This is a genomic window from Pseudomonas sp. BC42 (genome assembly GCF_021560055.1).
GTDB lineage: Bacteria > Pseudomonadota > Gammaproteobacteria > Pseudomonadales > Pseudomonadaceae > Aquipseudomonas.
In genome coordinates this window covers 6,236,961-6,252,514 of record NZ_CP091067.1, presented here as the reverse complement: position 1 = coordinate 6,252,514, position 15,554 = coordinate 6,236,961, and the positions used below count along the sequence as shown (strand labels likewise).

The 15,554-nt window shown below is 63.7% G+C and carries 14 protein-coding genes; 11 read left to right on the top strand and 3 right to left on the bottom strand.

What is annotated here, in order from left to right:
- Window positions 1-32 precede the first annotated feature (32 nt).
- Window positions 33-1,319: a putative hydroxymethylpyrimidine transporter CytX gene (cytX, locus tag L1O02_RS28315; RefSeq protein WP_235759135.1), complete on the top strand. Its 1,287-nt coding sequence runs from the start codon at window positions 33-35 to the stop codon at window positions 1,317-1,319.
- Here the strand turns inward: cytX and L1O02_RS28310 are convergent.
- Entirely contained in the window at window positions 1,291-2,034 is a 744-nt protein-coding gene (locus tag L1O02_RS28310; protein WP_060837243.1) for an RsiV family protein, read from the bottom strand. The genes cytX and L1O02_RS28310 overlap by 29 nt on opposite strands.
- 224 nt (window positions 2,035-2,258) lie before the next feature.
- On the opposite strand from L1O02_RS28310, the gene L1O02_RS28305 reads away from it, so the two are divergent.
- From L1O02_RS28305 to L1O02_RS28265, 9 genes are all read left to right on the top strand, one after another.
- Window positions 2,259-2,876 carry an NUDIX domain-containing protein gene (locus tag L1O02_RS28305; protein WP_108545947.1) on the top strand — a complete coding sequence of 206 codons (618 nt, stop codon included), beginning with the start codon at window positions 2,259-2,261 and terminating at the stop codon, window positions 2,874-2,876.
- Entirely contained in the window at window positions 2,867-3,319 is a 453-nt protein-coding gene (locus L1O02_RS28300; RefSeq protein WP_060837245.1) for a DUF1249 domain-containing protein, read from the top strand. Before L1O02_RS28305 ends, L1O02_RS28300 begins: the two co-directional genes overlap by 10 nt.
- A gap of 99 nt (window positions 3,320-3,418) precedes the next feature.
- Window positions 3,419-4,234 carry a 3',5'-cyclic-AMP phosphodiesterase gene (gene cpdA, locus L1O02_RS28295; protein WP_235759133.1) on the top strand — a complete coding sequence of 272 codons (816 nt, stop codon included), beginning with the start codon at window positions 3,419-3,421 and terminating at the stop codon, window positions 4,232-4,234.
- A gap of 67 nt (window positions 4,235-4,301) precedes the next feature.
- A complete protein-coding gene (locus tag L1O02_RS28290) occupies window positions 4,302-4,910 on the top strand; it encodes a YqiA/YcfP family alpha/beta fold hydrolase (RefSeq protein ID WP_060842316.1) in 609 nt (202 codons plus the stop codon).
- A 42-nt stretch (window positions 4,911-4,952) separates the two neighbouring features.
- A complete protein-coding gene (gene parE / locus L1O02_RS28285) occupies window positions 4,953-6,857 on the top strand; it encodes a DNA topoisomerase IV subunit B (protein WP_060837248.1) in 1,905 nt (634 codons plus the stop codon).
- Window positions 6,857-7,840 (top strand): esterase-like activity of phytase family protein, encoded by a 984-nt coding sequence (locus L1O02_RS28280; protein ID WP_060837249.1) that lies wholly within the window; start codon window positions 6,857-6,859, stop codon window positions 7,838-7,840. Before parE ends, L1O02_RS28280 begins: the two co-directional genes overlap by 1 nt.
- Window positions 7,837-8,358, top strand: a complete 522-nt coding sequence (locus tag L1O02_RS28275; protein ID WP_108545949.1) for a TIGR02281 family clan AA aspartic protease — start codon at window positions 7,837-7,839, stop codon at window positions 8,356-8,358. Before L1O02_RS28280 ends, L1O02_RS28275 begins: the two co-directional genes overlap by 4 nt.
- A 7-nt stretch (window positions 8,359-8,365) precedes the next feature.
- The gene (gene parC / locus L1O02_RS28270) at window positions 8,366-10,624 is read left to right on the top strand and encodes a DNA topoisomerase IV subunit A (protein WP_060842320.1); all 2,259 of its coding nucleotides are present in this window, start codon (window positions 8,366-8,368) and stop codon (window positions 10,622-10,624) included.
- A 178-nt stretch (window positions 10,625-10,802) separates the two neighbouring features.
- Window positions 10,803-11,513 (top strand): ABC-type transport auxiliary lipoprotein family protein, encoded by a 711-nt coding sequence (locus L1O02_RS28265; protein ID WP_060837252.1) that lies wholly within the window; start codon window positions 10,803-10,805, stop codon window positions 11,511-11,513.
- Window positions 11,514-11,732: 219 nt separating this feature from the next.
- Here the strand turns inward: L1O02_RS28265 and L1O02_RS28260 are convergent, their stop codons facing one another.
- Window positions 11,733-13,259 (bottom strand): AhpA/YtjB family protein, encoded by a 1,527-nt coding sequence (locus L1O02_RS28260; RefSeq protein ID WP_235759131.1) that lies wholly within the window; start codon window positions 13,257-13,259, stop codon window positions 11,733-11,735.
- Window positions 13,260-13,392: 133 nt separating this feature from the next.
- Here L1O02_RS28260 and serB point away from each other — a divergent pair, with 133 nt between their 5' ends.
- Window positions 13,393-14,607: a phosphoserine phosphatase SerB gene (gene serB, locus L1O02_RS28255; protein WP_016964907.1), complete on the top strand. Its 1,215-nt coding sequence runs from the start codon at window positions 13,393-13,395 to the stop codon at window positions 14,605-14,607.
- A 72-nt stretch (window positions 14,608-14,679) separates the two neighbouring features.
- Here the strand turns inward: serB and asd are convergent, their stop codons facing one another.
- The gene (asd, locus tag L1O02_RS28250) at window positions 14,680-15,540 is read right to left on the bottom strand and encodes an archaetidylserine decarboxylase (RefSeq protein ID WP_060837254.1); all 861 of its coding nucleotides are present in this window, start codon (window positions 15,538-15,540) and stop codon (window positions 14,680-14,682) included.
- Between the last annotated feature and the right edge of the window lie 14 nt (window positions 15,541-15,554).

Genomic DNA, 15,554 nt, shown 5'->3' with positions numbered 1-15,554 from the left:
AGCTTGCTCCTGTCCCTTTTGAGATATATCCCTTGAACAGTCCAAGTACCTATTCCCCCAATCTTGCGGTGCCCGCCGACAAGCGTGTGTTTGGCGCCCGGGATCTGTTTTCCCTGTGGTTCTCCCTCGGCATCGGTTTGATGGTGCTGCAGACCGGTGCGCTGTTGGCGCCGGGCCTGGGGCTGTCTCATGCGTTGCTGGCGATCTTTCTTGGCACCGCTGTGGGCGTTCTGCTGCTGGCGGCGGTGGGGGTGATCGGCAGCGACACCGGCCTGTCGTCCATGGCTGCGCTCAAGCTCAGCCTGGGCCGCCGCGGCGCCAGTCTGCCGGCGTTGCTCAACCTGCTGCAGTTGGTGGGCTGGGGCGCGTTTGAAATTATCGTCATGCGCGATGCCGCCAGCCTCCTGGGCACCCGGGCCTTCAGTGAAGGCAGCCTGCTGGCCAATCCGCTGCTCTGGACCCTGTTTTTCGGTGCCCTGGCGACCTTGCTGGCGGTCAGCGGCCCCTTGACCTTTGTCCGCCGGATCCTGCGCAAGTGGGGCATCTGGCTATTGCTCGCGGCGTGCCTGTGGCTGACCTGGAACCTGTTCGCCCGGGCCGACCTGGCGGCGCTCCGGGCTCAGGCCGGGGATGGCTCGATGCCGTTTGCCGCAGGCTTCGACATCGCCATTGCCATGCCCTTGTCGTGGTTGCCGCTGATCGCCGACTACTCGCGCTTCGGCAAGCGCGCCAAGAGCGTGTTCGGCGGCACGGCCCTGGGTTTTTTCATCGGCAATTTCTGGCTGATGAGCCTGGGCGTTGCCTACACCCTGGCCTTCGCCCCGAGCGGTGAGGTGAATGCCTTGCTGTTGGCGCTGGCCGGTGCCGGGTTGGGGATTCCGCTGCTGCTGATCCTGCTGGACGAGTCGGAGAACGCCTTTGCCGACATTCATTCGGCGGCGGTTTCCAGTGGCATTCTGCTGCGCCTGAAGGTCGAGCACCTGGCCCTGGCCATCGGTGTGCTCTGCACCTTGATCGCCTGCCTGGCACCGCTGGCCCAGTACCAGAACTTCCTGCTGCTGATCGGCTCGGTGTTCGCGCCGCTGTTTGGCGTGGTGCTGGTGGATCACTTCATCCTGCGCCGACGCTCCGGGGATGATTCGCTGTCAGCCTGGCGCTGGACCGCGCTGTTGGCCTGGCTGGGTGGGGTGAGCACCTACCACCTGCTGGCCAACCTGTATCCGGATGTCGGGGCTACCCTGCCGTCGCTGCTGCTGGCAGGGCTGTTGCAGTGGCTGCTGGGCCGGGGGTTCAGTTCCCGGGAAACAGCTCGGGCTTGAGCACGCCCTTGAGGCGGTCGTAGGGAATCTGCAATTCGATATGGCCCAGCACCGAGGGCGCGATGGTGCTGACGTCGTACTTGAGGGTCACGGCTTTCTGGGTCAGCGCCACGTTGGCGGTTTTCTGGAACGGCCAGGTCTTGATGAATTCGGCTTCGCGATCCAGGTGGGTGCTGATCAGCCAGTTGTTGTGGGCGACCCGCGCGGCTTTCCAGAACATCTCCTCCTGGCCGGGCAGCAGCATGTCCGCCAGGCTCAGCGCCCGATGCTGCTGGCGCGAATAGTTGACGAAGCCCCGGCCCGGGGTGCCGTTGGCGGCACCGGTGTCCAGGTAGCTGGCCAGCTCGATGATCACCAGGCCGTCATGCTGTTCGCGTACCTTGGATTGCAGGTACATGCCGTGGCGGTCCGCTGCGCTGCGCAGGAACTGCTCGCGGTAGGCTTCCAGGCTGGCCGGCAGCGCTGCGTCGGGGCTGGTGCGGGTCATTTGCAGCAGGCGTTTTTCGACGATGGCATCCAGTTGCGGCTCGGCGGGAAAGTGCACGGTGTCGAGGTTGACCAGCGGACAGTCGGCGCCGCTGCAGCCGGGCTTGAGCTGCTCGGACTTCTCGCGCTTGGTTTCCAGCGGCGTGTTGTAGCTTGGCTGAAACAGGCTTTGGCAGGCGCCCAGGGTCAGGGCGATACAGGCCACGGAGGCGATTTTGACAAGCGACATGGGCGTCCTTCATAAACCAGGGGGAGGCATGGGTTACCGGCTTCGACTGCCTGCGAGGCAGTCGGTTCGCCACTAAGCTCAATAGAGGCAATTAGATTAGGTTTAGCCCCTCGCCGTCTATCCCGCTGAGGCTAAAGGGGCTGCATCGGCAGCGGCGGGCGCGTTAGGATGGCGCGAAGTCGAGGGGGATCCTCGGGACGAACAGGCTGTACACGAGGATTGCTATGACTGACTTTGCCAACTCCACGCCGAGTGCCGTCGAGATCATCCGGCGCGAGAACTGCTTCCAGGGTTTCTATCGGCTCGACCGCCTGCAACTGCGTCATGAATTGTTCGCCGGTGGCATGGGGCGGGAAATCAATCGTGAGGTTCTGCTGCGTCACGATGCGGTATGCGTACTGCCGTACGATCCGCAGCGCGATGAGGTGGTGCTGATCGAACAGTTTCGCATCGGTGCCATGGGCAAGGCCGCCACGCCCTGGCTGGTGGAACTGGTGGCCGGGTTGATCGACAAGGACGAGCAGCCGGAAGAAGTGGCGCGTCGTGAGGCGCAGGAGGAAGCTGGCCTGGATATCTCGGCGCTGTGGCCGATGATCGAGTATTTCCCGTCGCCAGGGGGCAGCACCGAATTCGTTCATCTGTTCCTGGGACGATGCGACAGCAGTGCCGCCGGCGGGTTGCACGGGCTGGAGGAAGAGGCGGAAGACATCCGGGTTTCGGTGATGGCCTATGAAGATGCGCAGCAGGCCATGCGCGATGGGCGGATCTGCAATGCCGCCAGCATCATTGCCTTGCAGTGGCTGGCGCTCAATCGCGCTGAAGTGAGGGGGTTATGGTCGTAAACAAGGTACGCGACCGCTATCGGGTGGATCTGGCGGGGCTGCAAGCTTCCTGCGAGGCCAACTATGCCCGACTGATGCGCCTGCTGCCTGACATGCGCAACCAGCCTGTGGCTCGGCGCATCGCCGTGACCCAGGGCGAGCAGATGCTCGGCGTCCTGGCCCTGGAAGTGGTGCTGACCTGCCCTTACACCACCACCTTGCAGGTGCGCCAGGAACACAGTCTGCCCTGGCTGCCGGTGCCGCAACTGGAGGTGCAGGTCTATCACGATGCGCGCATGGCGGAAGTCATCAGCGCCGAGCATGCCCGGCGGTTTCGCAGCATCTATCCCTATCCGAATGCCTTCATGCACCAGCCCGACGAGAAGGCCCAGCTGAATGTTTTCCTGGGGGAGTGGCTGAGCCATTGCCTGGCCTGTGGGCACGAGTTCGAAGCCGTGCGCTAGATGTGAACTGGGTCCGCTTCCCGGGTTTCCTCTTTTTTGCTTCCCCCAGCATAATTACCGCCTTCATCATGCTTTGTGCCCTTGCACCGGGAGAACGCCGTGCCAAGCGTATCCGCACTGACTGCCGACGACTCGGTGCTGCTGGTGCAACTGTCCGATAGCCATCTGTTTGCCGACACCGACGGTGCGCTGCTGGGCATGAACACCGCCGACAGCCTGCAACGGGTCATCGACCTGGTGCTGGCGCAGCAGCCGCGGATCGACCTGATGCTGGCCACCGGCGATCTGTCCCAGGACGGCACTCTGGAGTCCTATCAGCGCTTTCGTCAGTTGACCCGGCAGATTCCGGCGCCAGGCCGCTGGTTGCCCGGTAATCATGACGAGCCACAGGTCATGCAACTGGCGACGCGGGACTGCGATCTGCTGGAACCGATCATCGACATCGGCAACTGGCGCATAACCCTGCTGGATTCGTCGGTGCCCGGTTCAGTGCCGGGCTATCTGCAGGACGACCAGTTGCAATTGCTGGCCCGCTCCCTGGGCGAGGCGCCCGAGCGTCATCACCTGATTTGCCTGCACCACCATCCGGTGTCCATCGACTGCGCCTGGATGGAGCCCATCGGCCTGCGCAATGCCGAGGCGCTGTTTGCCGTGCTCGACCGCTTCCCCCAGGTTCGCGCCTTGCTCTGGGGGCATGTGCATCAGGAGATCGACCGCTTGCGTGGCGACGTGCGGCTGTTGGCCTCACCCTCTACCTGCATCCAGTTCGAGCCCGGCAGCGACGATTTCAAGGTCGAAGAACAGGTGCCCGGCTATCGCTGGCTGCGCCTGCTGCCCGATGGACGGTTGGAAACCGGTGTACAACGGGTCCACGGCTACGCATTCAGCATCGATTACGGCAGCAACGGCTACTGAAGCGGCTTCGTTAGCTGCCGTCATCCCTGTAAACTGCGGCTTTTGCCCAGGTGCACAGGGAGTTCGCATGTCCGGTTCGATCCTTTATATCCACGGCTTCAACAGTGCGCCCGCGTCAACCAAGGCCTCCCAGTTGCGGCGCGTCATGGAGCAGTTGGGGCTGGGCGAGCAATTGCGCGTACCGGCCCTGCATCACCATCCGCGCCAGGCCATTGGCCAGCTGGAACAGGCGATTGCCGAACTCGGTCGTCCATTGCTGGTCGGCAGCTCGCTCGGCGGCTACTATGCGACTCACCTTGCCGAGCGCTATGGTCTGAAAGCCCTGCTGATCAACCCTGCTGTCAGCCCGCACCGGATGTTCGACGGTTATCTGGGCACGCAGAAGAACCTGTACACCGACGAAACCTGGGAACTGACCCACGACCACGTGGCGGCGCTGGCGGCGCTGGAAGTCGCGCCACCCCAGGACCCGCAGCGTTATCAGGTGTGGTTGCAGACCGGGGACGAGACGCTGGACTATCGCAGCGCCGAGCGCTACTACCGCGCCTGTGCCTTGCGCATCCAGGCCGGCGGCGATCATAGTTTCCAAGGATTTACCGGACAATTGCCGGCAATGTTGAATTTTGCCGGCATCACTGCCGATCAGTACCAGGCGATCGACTTCACGGCACTGTGAAGCCTCGCCCCATATTCATTGAACGACTAACGACGAGAACCCATGGCCACTCCCAGCGCTAGCTCTTATAACGCAGACGCCATCGAAGTCCTCTCGGGACTCGACCCGGTGCGCAAACGCCCGGGCATGTACACCGACACCACGCGGCCCAACCACCTGGCCCAGGAAGTCATCGACAACAGTGTCGACGAAGCCCTGGCCGGCCATGCGAAGTCGATACAGGTCATCCTGCACGCCGATCACTCCCTGGAAGTCTCCGACGACGGCCGCGGCATGCCCGTGGACATCCACCCGGAAGAGGGCGTCTCCGGGATCGAGCTGATCCTCACCAAGCTCCACGCCGGCGGCAAGTTCTCCAACAAGAACTACCAGTTCTCCGGCGGTCTGCACGGGGTGGGTATTTCCGTGGTCAACGCCCTGTCGAACCAGGTGCGGGTACGGGTCAAGCGCGACGGCAACGAATACCAGATGACCTTCGCCGACGGCTACAAGGCCAGCGAGCTGGAAGTGGTCGGCACCGTCGGCAAGCGCAACACCGGCACCAGCGTGTACTTTGCCCCGGACCCGAAATACTTCGATTCGCCGAAATTCTCCGTCAGCCGCCTCAAGCACGTGCTCAAGGCCAAGGCCGTGCTGTGCCCGGGGCTGCTGGTGAGCTTCGAGGACAAGTCCAGCGGCGAGAAGGTCGAGTGGCATTACGAAGATGGCCTGCGTTCCTATCTGGTGGACGCGGTCAGTGAATTCGAGCGCCTGCCCAACGAGCCGTTCTGCGGCAGCCTGGCAGGCAACAAGGAAGCGGTGGACTGGGCCCTGCTGTGGCTGCCCGAAGGCGGCGACAGCGTTCAGGAAAGCTACGTCAACCTGATCCCCACGGCCCAGGGCGGTACCCACGTCAACGGCCTGCGCCAGGGCCTGCTGGATGCCATGCGCGAGTTCTGCGAATTCCGCAACCTGCTGCCCCGCGGCCTGAAGCTGGCCCCGGAAGACGTCTGGGAGCGCATCGCCTTCGTCCTGTCGATGAAGATGCAGGACGCGCAATTCTCCGGCCAGACCAAGGAGCGGCTGTCGTCCCGTGAGGCGGCGGCGTTCGTGTCCGGAGTGGTCAAGGACGCCTTCAGCCTGTGGCTCAATGCCAACCCCGAGTTGGGCATGCAACTGGCGGAGCTGGCCATCAGCAACGCCGGCCGCCGCCTGAAGGCCAGCAAGAAGGTCGAGCGCAAGCGCATTACCCAGGGCCCGGCACTGCCCGGCAAGCTGGCGGACTGCGCCGGCCAGGACCCGATGCGTTCCGAGCTGTTCCTGGTGGAGGGTGATTCCGCGGGTGGTTCGGCCAAGCAGGCACGGGACAAGGAATTCCAGGCGATCCTGCCGCTGCGCGGCAAGATCCTCAACACCTGGGAAGTGGACGGCAGCGAAGTTCTGGCCAGCCAGGAAGTGCACAACATTGCGGTAGCCATCGGTGTCGATCCGGGCGCCGAGGACATGAGCCAGCTGCGCTACGGCAAGATCTGCATCCTCGCCGACGCCGACTCCGACGGTCTGCACATCGCCACCTTGCTCTGTGCCCTGTTCGTCCAGCATTTCCGTCCGCTGGTGGATGCCGGCCACGTCTATGTGGCCATGCCGCCGCTGTACCGCATCGACCTGGGCAAGGAAATCTACTACGCCCTGGACGAGGCCGAGCGCGACGGCATTCTCGACCGCCTGGTGGCCGAGAAGAAACGCGGCAAGCCCCAGGTCACCCGATTCAAGGGGCTGGGTGAAATGAACCCGCCGCAGCTGCGCGAGACCACCATGGACCCGAACACTCGGCGCCTGGTGCAGTTGACCCTGGACGACGTCGAGGCCACCGCGGAAATCATGGACATGCTGCTGGCGAAGAAACGCGCCGGTGATCGCAAATCCTGGCTGGAGTCCAAGGGCAACCTGGCCGAGGTGCTGGCCTGATGCACAGAGGTTTTGCCCTGGCCCTAGCGCTATTGGCAACCTCGGTGGTGGCCGCGCCTGCGCCCGAACTGACCTTGCTGTCCGAGCATCCTGTGGAAGGCATGCGCGGCGGCAATCTGTCTGGGCTGGCGCTATGCGGCCAGGAGTTGTGGACGGTTTCCGACCGCGACGACGATCAGATCTACAAGCTCGATACCCGCGACAGCGTCTGGCAGGCCGAGGCCCTCAAGCTGGAAGTGCCGGCGGTGCCGGACACGGGCTTGCCCTGGGGCTTGAAGTCGCGGACCTGGGCCGCGTCCTTCGTGCGTGGCGGCGACCTGGATTTCGAAGGCATCTCCTGCGACGCCGCGGGCAACAAATATGTGGTCAGCGAAGCTCACGCCACGGTGCTCAAAGTCCCGGCGCAAGGCGCTCCGGCCTGGTTGAAGATTTCGCCGATCATGGTCCGTGAAGCGCGGGCCAGCGGCATGCTCCTGCATTTCAATGCCTTGTTTGAAGGCCTGGCGGTGAACCCCGCCGGTGACCGGATCTGGCTGGCGGCAGAGCGAGAGCGGCGCGGGCTGTTGTTGATCAAGCGGGGGCAGACCACCTGGGACTGTGATGGCGGTTGCGTGCTGCTCAGTGAGGCCGGCTCGGAAATGCAGCCACCGCAGGTGCCCAACGCCAAGGCGGTGTCCCGGGACTTTGCCGACCTGTCGCTGTTCGATGGCAAGCTGTTCACCCTGGAGCGCAATGCCTACCAGATCTGCCGCCGGGATGCGCAGAGCGCCAAGGTTGAGCTGTGCTGGTCCTTTGCGGCCGAGGCGCTGCTGGAACACCGGCGTTATCCACAGCCTTACGGCTTGGCGGAGGCTCTGGTGGTGGATGCCAAGGGCGCTTGGATCGGACTGGACAACAACAACGGCGCCCGCGCCGATGGCGAGGCCCGCCCCATCGTCTGGCGCTTTGCCGCCCCTGAAGGCGGCTGGAGTGCCAAGCCATGAGCCAGCAACCGGGCAAGAGCGCCGGGCGGGTGATGCTGATCCTGGCCTGGGCCGCGGCGCTGTTCCTGGCCACGCGGTTCTTCGCCGACTGGGAGGCCCGCCAGGAGAACCCCAACACTGTCGTCAGTTCGCAACAACATGAGGGTTACATCGAAGTGAAGCTGGTCGGTAACGGCCAGGGGCATTTCGTTGCCAGCGGCCATATCAACGGGCAGCCGGTGCAATTCATGCTCGATACCGGGGCTACCGAAGTCTCGATTCCTTCCGGGCTCGCCGAGCGCCTGGGCCTGGAGCGCGGGGTGCCGGTGACCCTGAGTACCGCCAACGGGCGCAGCGAGGGTTATCGGACCCGCATCGAGCGTCTGCAACTGGGGGATATCTTTCTCCAGGACGTCAGGGCCCTGGTGGCCCCGGGGCTCGACGGCGACCAGGTTTTGCTGGGCATGAGCGCTTTGAAGAAACTTGAATTTACTCAGCGCGGCGGCACCATGCTGCTGCGCCAGACCACGAACCAATGAGGCCCGCATGAGCGACTCCCTTGATCTCAGCCTGGATGGCGTAGAACGCCGGTCACTGGCTGACTTCACCGAAAGTGCCTACCTCAACTACTCCATGTACGTGATCATGGACCGTGCTTTGCCGCATATCGGCGACGGCCTGAAACCGGTACAGCGGCGTATCGTCTACGCCATGAGTGAGCTGGGGCTGGATGCCGATTCCAAGCACAAGAAATCCGCGCGTACCGTGGGTGATGTGCTCGGTAAGTTCCACCCTCACGGGGATTCCGCCTGCTACGAAGCCATGGTGCTGATGGCCCAGCCCTTCAGCTACCGCTACACACTGGTGGATGGTCAGGGCAACTGGGGTGCGCCGGACGATCCCAAGTCCTTCGCGGCCATGCGTTACACCGAGGCGCGTCTGTCGCGCTATTCCGAAGTGCTGCTCAGCGAGCTGGGCCAAGGCACGGCAGACTGGGGGCCGAACTTCGACGGCACCTTGCAGGAACCTCTGGTATTGCCGGCGCGTCTGCCGAATATCCTGCTCAACGGCACCACCGGTATCGCCGTGGGCATGGCCACCGACGTGCCGCCGCACAACCTGCGGGAAGTGGCTTCGGCCTGCGTGCGTCTGCTGGACGAACCCAAGGCCACGGTGGAGCAGCTCTGCGAGCATATCCAGGGGCCGGATTACCCCACCGAAGCGGAAATCATCACCCCGCGCGCCGACCTGCTGAAGATCTATGAAACCGGCCGTGGCTCGGTGCGCATGCGCGCCGTGTATCGGATCGAGGATGGCGACATTATTGTCACCGCGCTGCCGCACCAGGTCTCCGGGGCCAAGGTGCTGGAGCAGATCGCCGCGCAGATGCAGGCCAAGAAGCTGCCGATGGTGGCCGACCTGCGGGACGAGTCGGACCACGAGAACCCCTGCCGCATCGTGATCATCCCGCGCTCCAACCGGGTCGATCCCGATGAGCTGATGCAGCACCTGTTCGCCACCACCGAGCTGGAATCGACCTACCGGGTCAACATCAACATCATCGGTCTGGACGGCAAGCCGCAGTTGAAGAACCTGCGGGCGTTGCTGGTGGAATGGCTGGAGTTCCGGGTGGCCACCGTGCGCCGGCGCCTGCAGTTCCGCCTGGACAAGGTCGAGCGTCGCCTGCATCTGTTGGACGGTTTGCTGATCGCTTACCTCAACCTGGATGAGGTGATTCACATCATCCGTACCGAGGAGCATCCGCGGGCCAAGCTGATCGAGCGTTTCGCCCTCAGCGAAATCCAGGCCGACTACATCCTCGACACCCGTCTGCGGCAACTGGCGCGTCTGGAAGAGATGAAGCTGCGGGCCGAGCAGGACGAGTTGCTCAAGGAGCAGGCCAAGCTGCAGGCCCTGCTCAACAGCGAAACCAAGCTCAAGAAGCTGGTGCGCACCGAATTGCTGCAAGACGCAGAAACCTACGGCGACGATCGTCGTTCGCCGATCGTCGCCCGCGCGGAAGCCAAGGCCCTGTCGGAAAACGAGCTGATGCCCACCGAGCCGGTGACCATCGTTCTGTCGGAAAAAGGCTGGGTCCGTTGCGCCAAGGGGCATGATATTGACGCCACGGGTCTGTCCTACAAGGCCGGTGACGGCTACAAGACCGCCGCTGCCGGGCGGTCCAACCAGTTTGCGGTGTTCATCGATTCCACCGGCCGCAGTTACTCGGTGGCGGCCCACACGCTGCCATCGGCCCGTGGCCAGGGCGAGCCGCTGACCGGTCGCCTGACGCCGCCGCCGGGTGCGACCTTCGAATGCGTGCTGCTGCCGGATGACGAGGCTCTGTATGTGATCGCATCCGACGCGGGCTACGGTTTCGTGGTCAAGGGCGAGGACTTGCAGGCCAAGAACAAGGCGGGCAAGGCGCTGCTGAGCCTGCCGAACAACGCCAAGGTTCTGGCGCCGCGGCCGGTGGCCGATCGCGAGCAGAACTGGCTGGCTTCGGTGACCACCGAAGGGCGTCTGCTGGTGTTCAAGATCAGCGATCTGCCGCAGTTGGGCAAAGGCAAGGGCAACAAGATCATCGGCATTCCCGGTGAGCGGGTGGCCAGCCGCGAAGAGTACGTCACCGACATCGCGGTGTTGCCGGATGGCGCGACCCTGGTATTGCAGGCGGGCAAGCGGACCTTGTCGCTGAAGGCCGACGACCTAGAGCACTACAAGGGCGAGCGCGGACGCCGGGGCAACAAACTGCCGCGCGGATTCCAGCGGGTCGATGCGTTGTTGGTAGAGCCTCTCAGTTGAGTGCCGGCCAGAGCGCTTGATCCTGGATTTAAGCGGCGGATCGATGTTGGAACACTGGAGTCAAGGCGCATATTCACGGATGATATGCGCGTTTCAAACGCCGGCCTTGCCGGCGTTATTCAATTTTTTTGAGTATTTACACTGTGGCCAGCCTTGTGGCCGCCACCTGGATGGGATGATGACTGCTCTGCGCCTTCCTCTTGTTTTTCTGCTCGCGGGCGTTCTTGGCCTGGCGGGTTGCAGCGTGCACCAGCCGGTGTCGCTGTATCAGCTGGACAGCGGAAGTCCAGCTCAGCCGGCCAGTGCCGGCATGTCGGTATTGTTGGGACCGGTGCTGATCGCCGATTACCTGCAACGCGAAACCCTCCTGCAACGCCAGGACGATGGCAGCCTGCAAGCCTCCACCGACGGTCGTTGGGCGGGCAGCCTGTCTTCGGACATCGACCAGTTGCTGTTGCGCCAGGTGGCCGGTCATCTGGACAGTCAGCGCGTAGTGCTGGCACCGGCGACCAGCGGTTTCACCCCGGATGTACAGGTTCTGCTGTCGATCACTCGCCTGGATTCCGGCAAGTCGCAGCCGGCGGTGCTGGATGCGCAGTGGCGTCTGATCGATCGGCGTGGTCAGGTGCGGGATAACCGCATCGTGCACCTGCAGGAGCAGCATGCGGGCACCACCGCTTCCCAGGTCCAGGCTCAGGGCGTGCTGTTGCAGCGCCTGGCCGAGCAATTGTCGGTCGCCCTCAAGCCCCTGGCCAACCAGCCGGCCGTGGCCGAGGTGCCGCGCAAGGCGCCGCCGGCACCGGTGGCCAAGCCGGTAGAGCAGGAGAAGCAGCCAAAGATTCCGATGGCGACGCCGATCCGCACGGATATGGAAGTGTTCAGGTTCTGAACGTAGTGGCTAAGACGAGGCCCGCCCATTGGCGGGCCTTGTCGTTTCTGCAGTGGGGTGGGGGAGGTCGGGTCGCTTTTTGTCCTGGCAAGCCAGTTTCTACCGAGTCTGCGGGACTGTTGTAGGCGCTGGTTTGCCGGCGAAGGGCTCCACGTTGCCCACCCGCCAGGCATAAAAAAGCCCGCACTTGGCGGGCTTTTTCTTGGACGCAGGGCAGCCTTACAGCTTGGCCCGTGTCTCATGCATGCGCGCCAGTTGCCGCTCCAGCATCGAGGGGTAGGGCTCCATCAGCCGTTCGACACAGCAAGCCCCTTCCGGGCTGGCGATAGGGCGGATGCGTGCGCGCTGACGGATCAAGGCGTCGTCATTGACCTGGCGTTCCACCAGCAGCAGGTTGCGGCTGTGCTGGGACAGTGCCAGGGCATCCTGGGCGCTCTCGGTCAGCAGCAGGTCGATCTGGCTCAGGCCGAACAGCCCTTCGCCCAGCGTCAGGCCCAGTTGCAATTGCAGGGTGATGCCGCTGTCCGCCACTTCGATCTGCAGGGCATGGCCCAGGGCGCGCAGCAGTTCGCCGCAGCAGATGGCGTTGGTCAGGTAATCGTCGCCGCTGTCTTCGTTGTGGAACAGCATCAGCGTGCTGCCGTCGTTCAGGGTGTGCAGCTCGCTCTGGTAGAGCGAGGCGGCCTGATCCAGGCAGTCCCGATAGCGCTCCAGCAGTTCCATCAGGCGGGCCCGTGGCAGGCGGCGCAACTGCTCCTGGGCTCCCAGTTGTACCGCGAGTACCGCGCTGTGCTGAGGCTGGGCGGGCGTTTGCGGTTGCAGCGCCGGTTTGGGCGCGGGTGTCGACGAGTGATCACGCAGGTCGGCGAACGGATCTTCCTCGTCCAGCTCGTCCTCCTCGGCGCTGACCAGGTGCCGTGGCGCAGGCTTCAGGCCTGCCACGGGCGCGCTTTGATCAAAGCTCGGATCGCGCAGGTTGCGCACTTCGAACCCGGGCTCGGGTTCCTCGTCGGCCTCTGTTTCCAGTTCGGGTTGAGGCTCTGGCTCGGGTTTTTCCGGCACCAGGCGGGCGTGCAGCTGGCGCGCCAGATCGCCGATCTCGTCCTGGCGCTGAGTGGCCGGTGTGTGTTCATCCAGGTCCCGCAGCCAGACCCGCAGTTGCAGCAACGGGGTGGAGATGTGGCGACCCAGGCGCAGGCTCAACGCCAGCGCCAGGGCCAGCAGGATGGCGCTGAGGATGCCCATGCTCTGCAGGCTGATGGTCATTGGCTGCTGGAACTGTGCCATGTCCAGGCTGATCCGCAGATTGCCGGCGGTCACGTCCTGAAAGGTGATCTTGGTCTGGTACACGCCCTCGGTTTCGCCCAGCAGGCTGCTCTTGGGGCGCTGTCCGGCCTCGGCGAGGATGCGGTTGTCGACGCTGTAGATCGCCGCGTGGGCCACCAGCGGGTTCTTGGTCAGGTTGTTGAGCAGGACGTTGAGGCTGAGGATGTCGTTGGACACCAGCAGCTCGGTGGCCGAGGTGGCGGTCTGGGTGGTCAGGCTCTGACCCAGGGCGTCAGCCTGTTCGTGCATGGCTTGCTTGAACTGCAGGCCCATCACGCCGGCATAGATCACCAGGGCCAGGGCGACCAGGATCACGTTATGGCTGGCAATGCGCAATGCAATCGGCACACGACGATGGCGCAGTGCACGGAAGATCAGCAGGAAGAAGTTGTCGGTTTTGACTGGCGTGGGCCGGTTCACTGAGCTCGGCTCTTTTGTCCGTGAATTTGACGCGCAGTATAGCGACAGGCCCTAGACCGGCAAAGCGCTGGCTGTGCCCGATGGTCACCGAAAGTGGGTAGAATGCGCTTTTTTTCCACCTCGGGGGTGCGCCTTGCGCGAAATTGTCCTGATCAACATCACCGGCGAAGATCGTCCCGGTCTGACTGCAGCCATTACCGGCGTTCTGGCCCAGGGCGGTGTGAACATTCTCGACATCGGTCAGGCGGTGATCCACGACACCTTGTCGTTCGGCATCCTGGTTGAAATTCCGAGCAACGAACAGAGCTCTTCGGTGCTCAAGGACATTCTGTTCACCGCCTACAAGCTCGACCAGCAGGTGCGTTTCACGCCGGTGTCCGAAGACGATTACCAGCAGTGGGTCGACGGGCAGGGCAAGCAACGCCACATCGTCACCCTGCTGACCCGCAAGGTCACCGCCGAGCAGTTGCAGCGGGTGAGTTCGATCACCGCCAAGTACGGTCTGAACATCGATCACATCGATCGCCTGTCCGGGCGCATGCCCCTGGACATGCCGGCCGATCAGGGCAAGGGCTGCATCGAGTTCTCGGTGCGTGGCGAGGCCGCTGACCCGCAAGCGCTGCGGGCCGAGTTCCTCAGCGTGGCCCAGGAGCTGAACGTCGACATCGCCTTCCAGGAAGATTCGCTATTTCGCCGCAACCGCCGCCTGGCGGTGTTCGACATGGACTCGACGTTGATTGAAGCCGAGGTGATCGACGAACTGGCCAAGGCGGCAGGCGTGGGTGACCGGGTGGCAGAAATCACTGAGCGGGCCATGGCGGGCGAGCTGGATTTCCGTGCCAGCTTCAAGGAGCGCCTGGCCTTGCTCAAGGGGCTGGACGTCAGCGTGCTGGACTCCATCGGCGCCTCGTTGCGCCTGACCGAGGGTGCCGAAACCCTGTTCGCCGAACTCAAGCGTCTGGGCTACAAGACCGCAATTCTCTCAGGCGGCTTCACCTACTTCGCCAAGCAGTTGCAGGCCAAGTTGGGCATCGACTACGTGTTCGCCAACGAGCTGGAAGTGGTGGACGGCAAAGTGACCGGCGTGGCGGTGGAGCCGATTGTCGACGCCCAGCGCAAGGCTGATCTGCTGCGCGAGCTGGCGCACAAGGAAGGCCTGCGTCTGGAGCAGACCATCGCTGTCGGTGATGGCGCCAACGACCTGCCGATGCTGGGCATTGCCGGCCTGGGCGTGGCATTCCGAGCCAAGCCGCTGGTCAAGCAGTCGGCCAAGCAGGCGATCTCCACCCTGGGCCTGGATGGGGTGTTGTATCTGCTGGGCTTCCGGGATCGCGACGGTCAGCTCTGAGCAGTGGGGAAAAGCCCAGTGAATAAAAAACGCCGCTGATCAGCGGCGTTTTTTTTGTCCGGTATCCGGGCCTCAGGCCTTGGGCAGGCCCAAGCCCTGGCCCATGCGCACTGGCGAGCCGGCGGCCAGCTCTTGCGCCCACTGCACCTGGTCCGGGCCAAACAGCACGATGGCCGTGGAACCCAGCTTGAAGCGCCCCATTTCGGCACCTTTTTCCAGATGGATCGGTGCCCGGGCCGCTTCGTCGTAGCGCACGGTCTTGAGTTCACGCTTGGGCGGGGTTACCAGGCCGGCCCAGACGGTTTCGATCGAAGCCACGATCATGGCGCCCACCAGTACCAGCGCCATCGGCCCGCGTTCGGTGTCGAAAATGCACACCACGCGCTCGTTGCGGGCGAACAGTTCAGGCACGTTCTCGGCGGTGGTCTGGTTCACCGAGAAGATGCGGCCTGGAACATAGACCATTTCCCGCAGGGTGCCGGCCAGCGGCATGTGCACCCGGTGATAGTCCTTGGGCGACAGGTAGATGGTGGCAAAGTCGCCGCCCATGAAGGGAGCGGCCAGGGCCGGATCGCCCCCCAGCAATTCCAGCACGCTGTAGCTGTGGCCCTTGGCCTGGAATACCCGGCCATGTTCGATCGGCCCCAGTTGGCTGACAGCGCCGTCGGCAGGGCTGAGCACTGCGCCTGGTGTCGGATCCAGCGGTCGTGCGCCGTCTTTCAGGGCGCGGGTGAAGAAGGCGTTGAAGTGTTCGTAGGCGGTCACGTCCTCGACCTGAGCTTCGGACATGTTCACTTGATACTGCTTGGCGAACCAGCGGGTGAAGGCATTCTTGAACCAGCGCACGCGGCACTCGGCAATGCAGCCGGCCAGGCGCGACAGCAGGTGGTGAGGCAGCAGGTACTGGCTGAGGATGAACAAGCGCTTTTTCATTGGGTGTCCTTAAA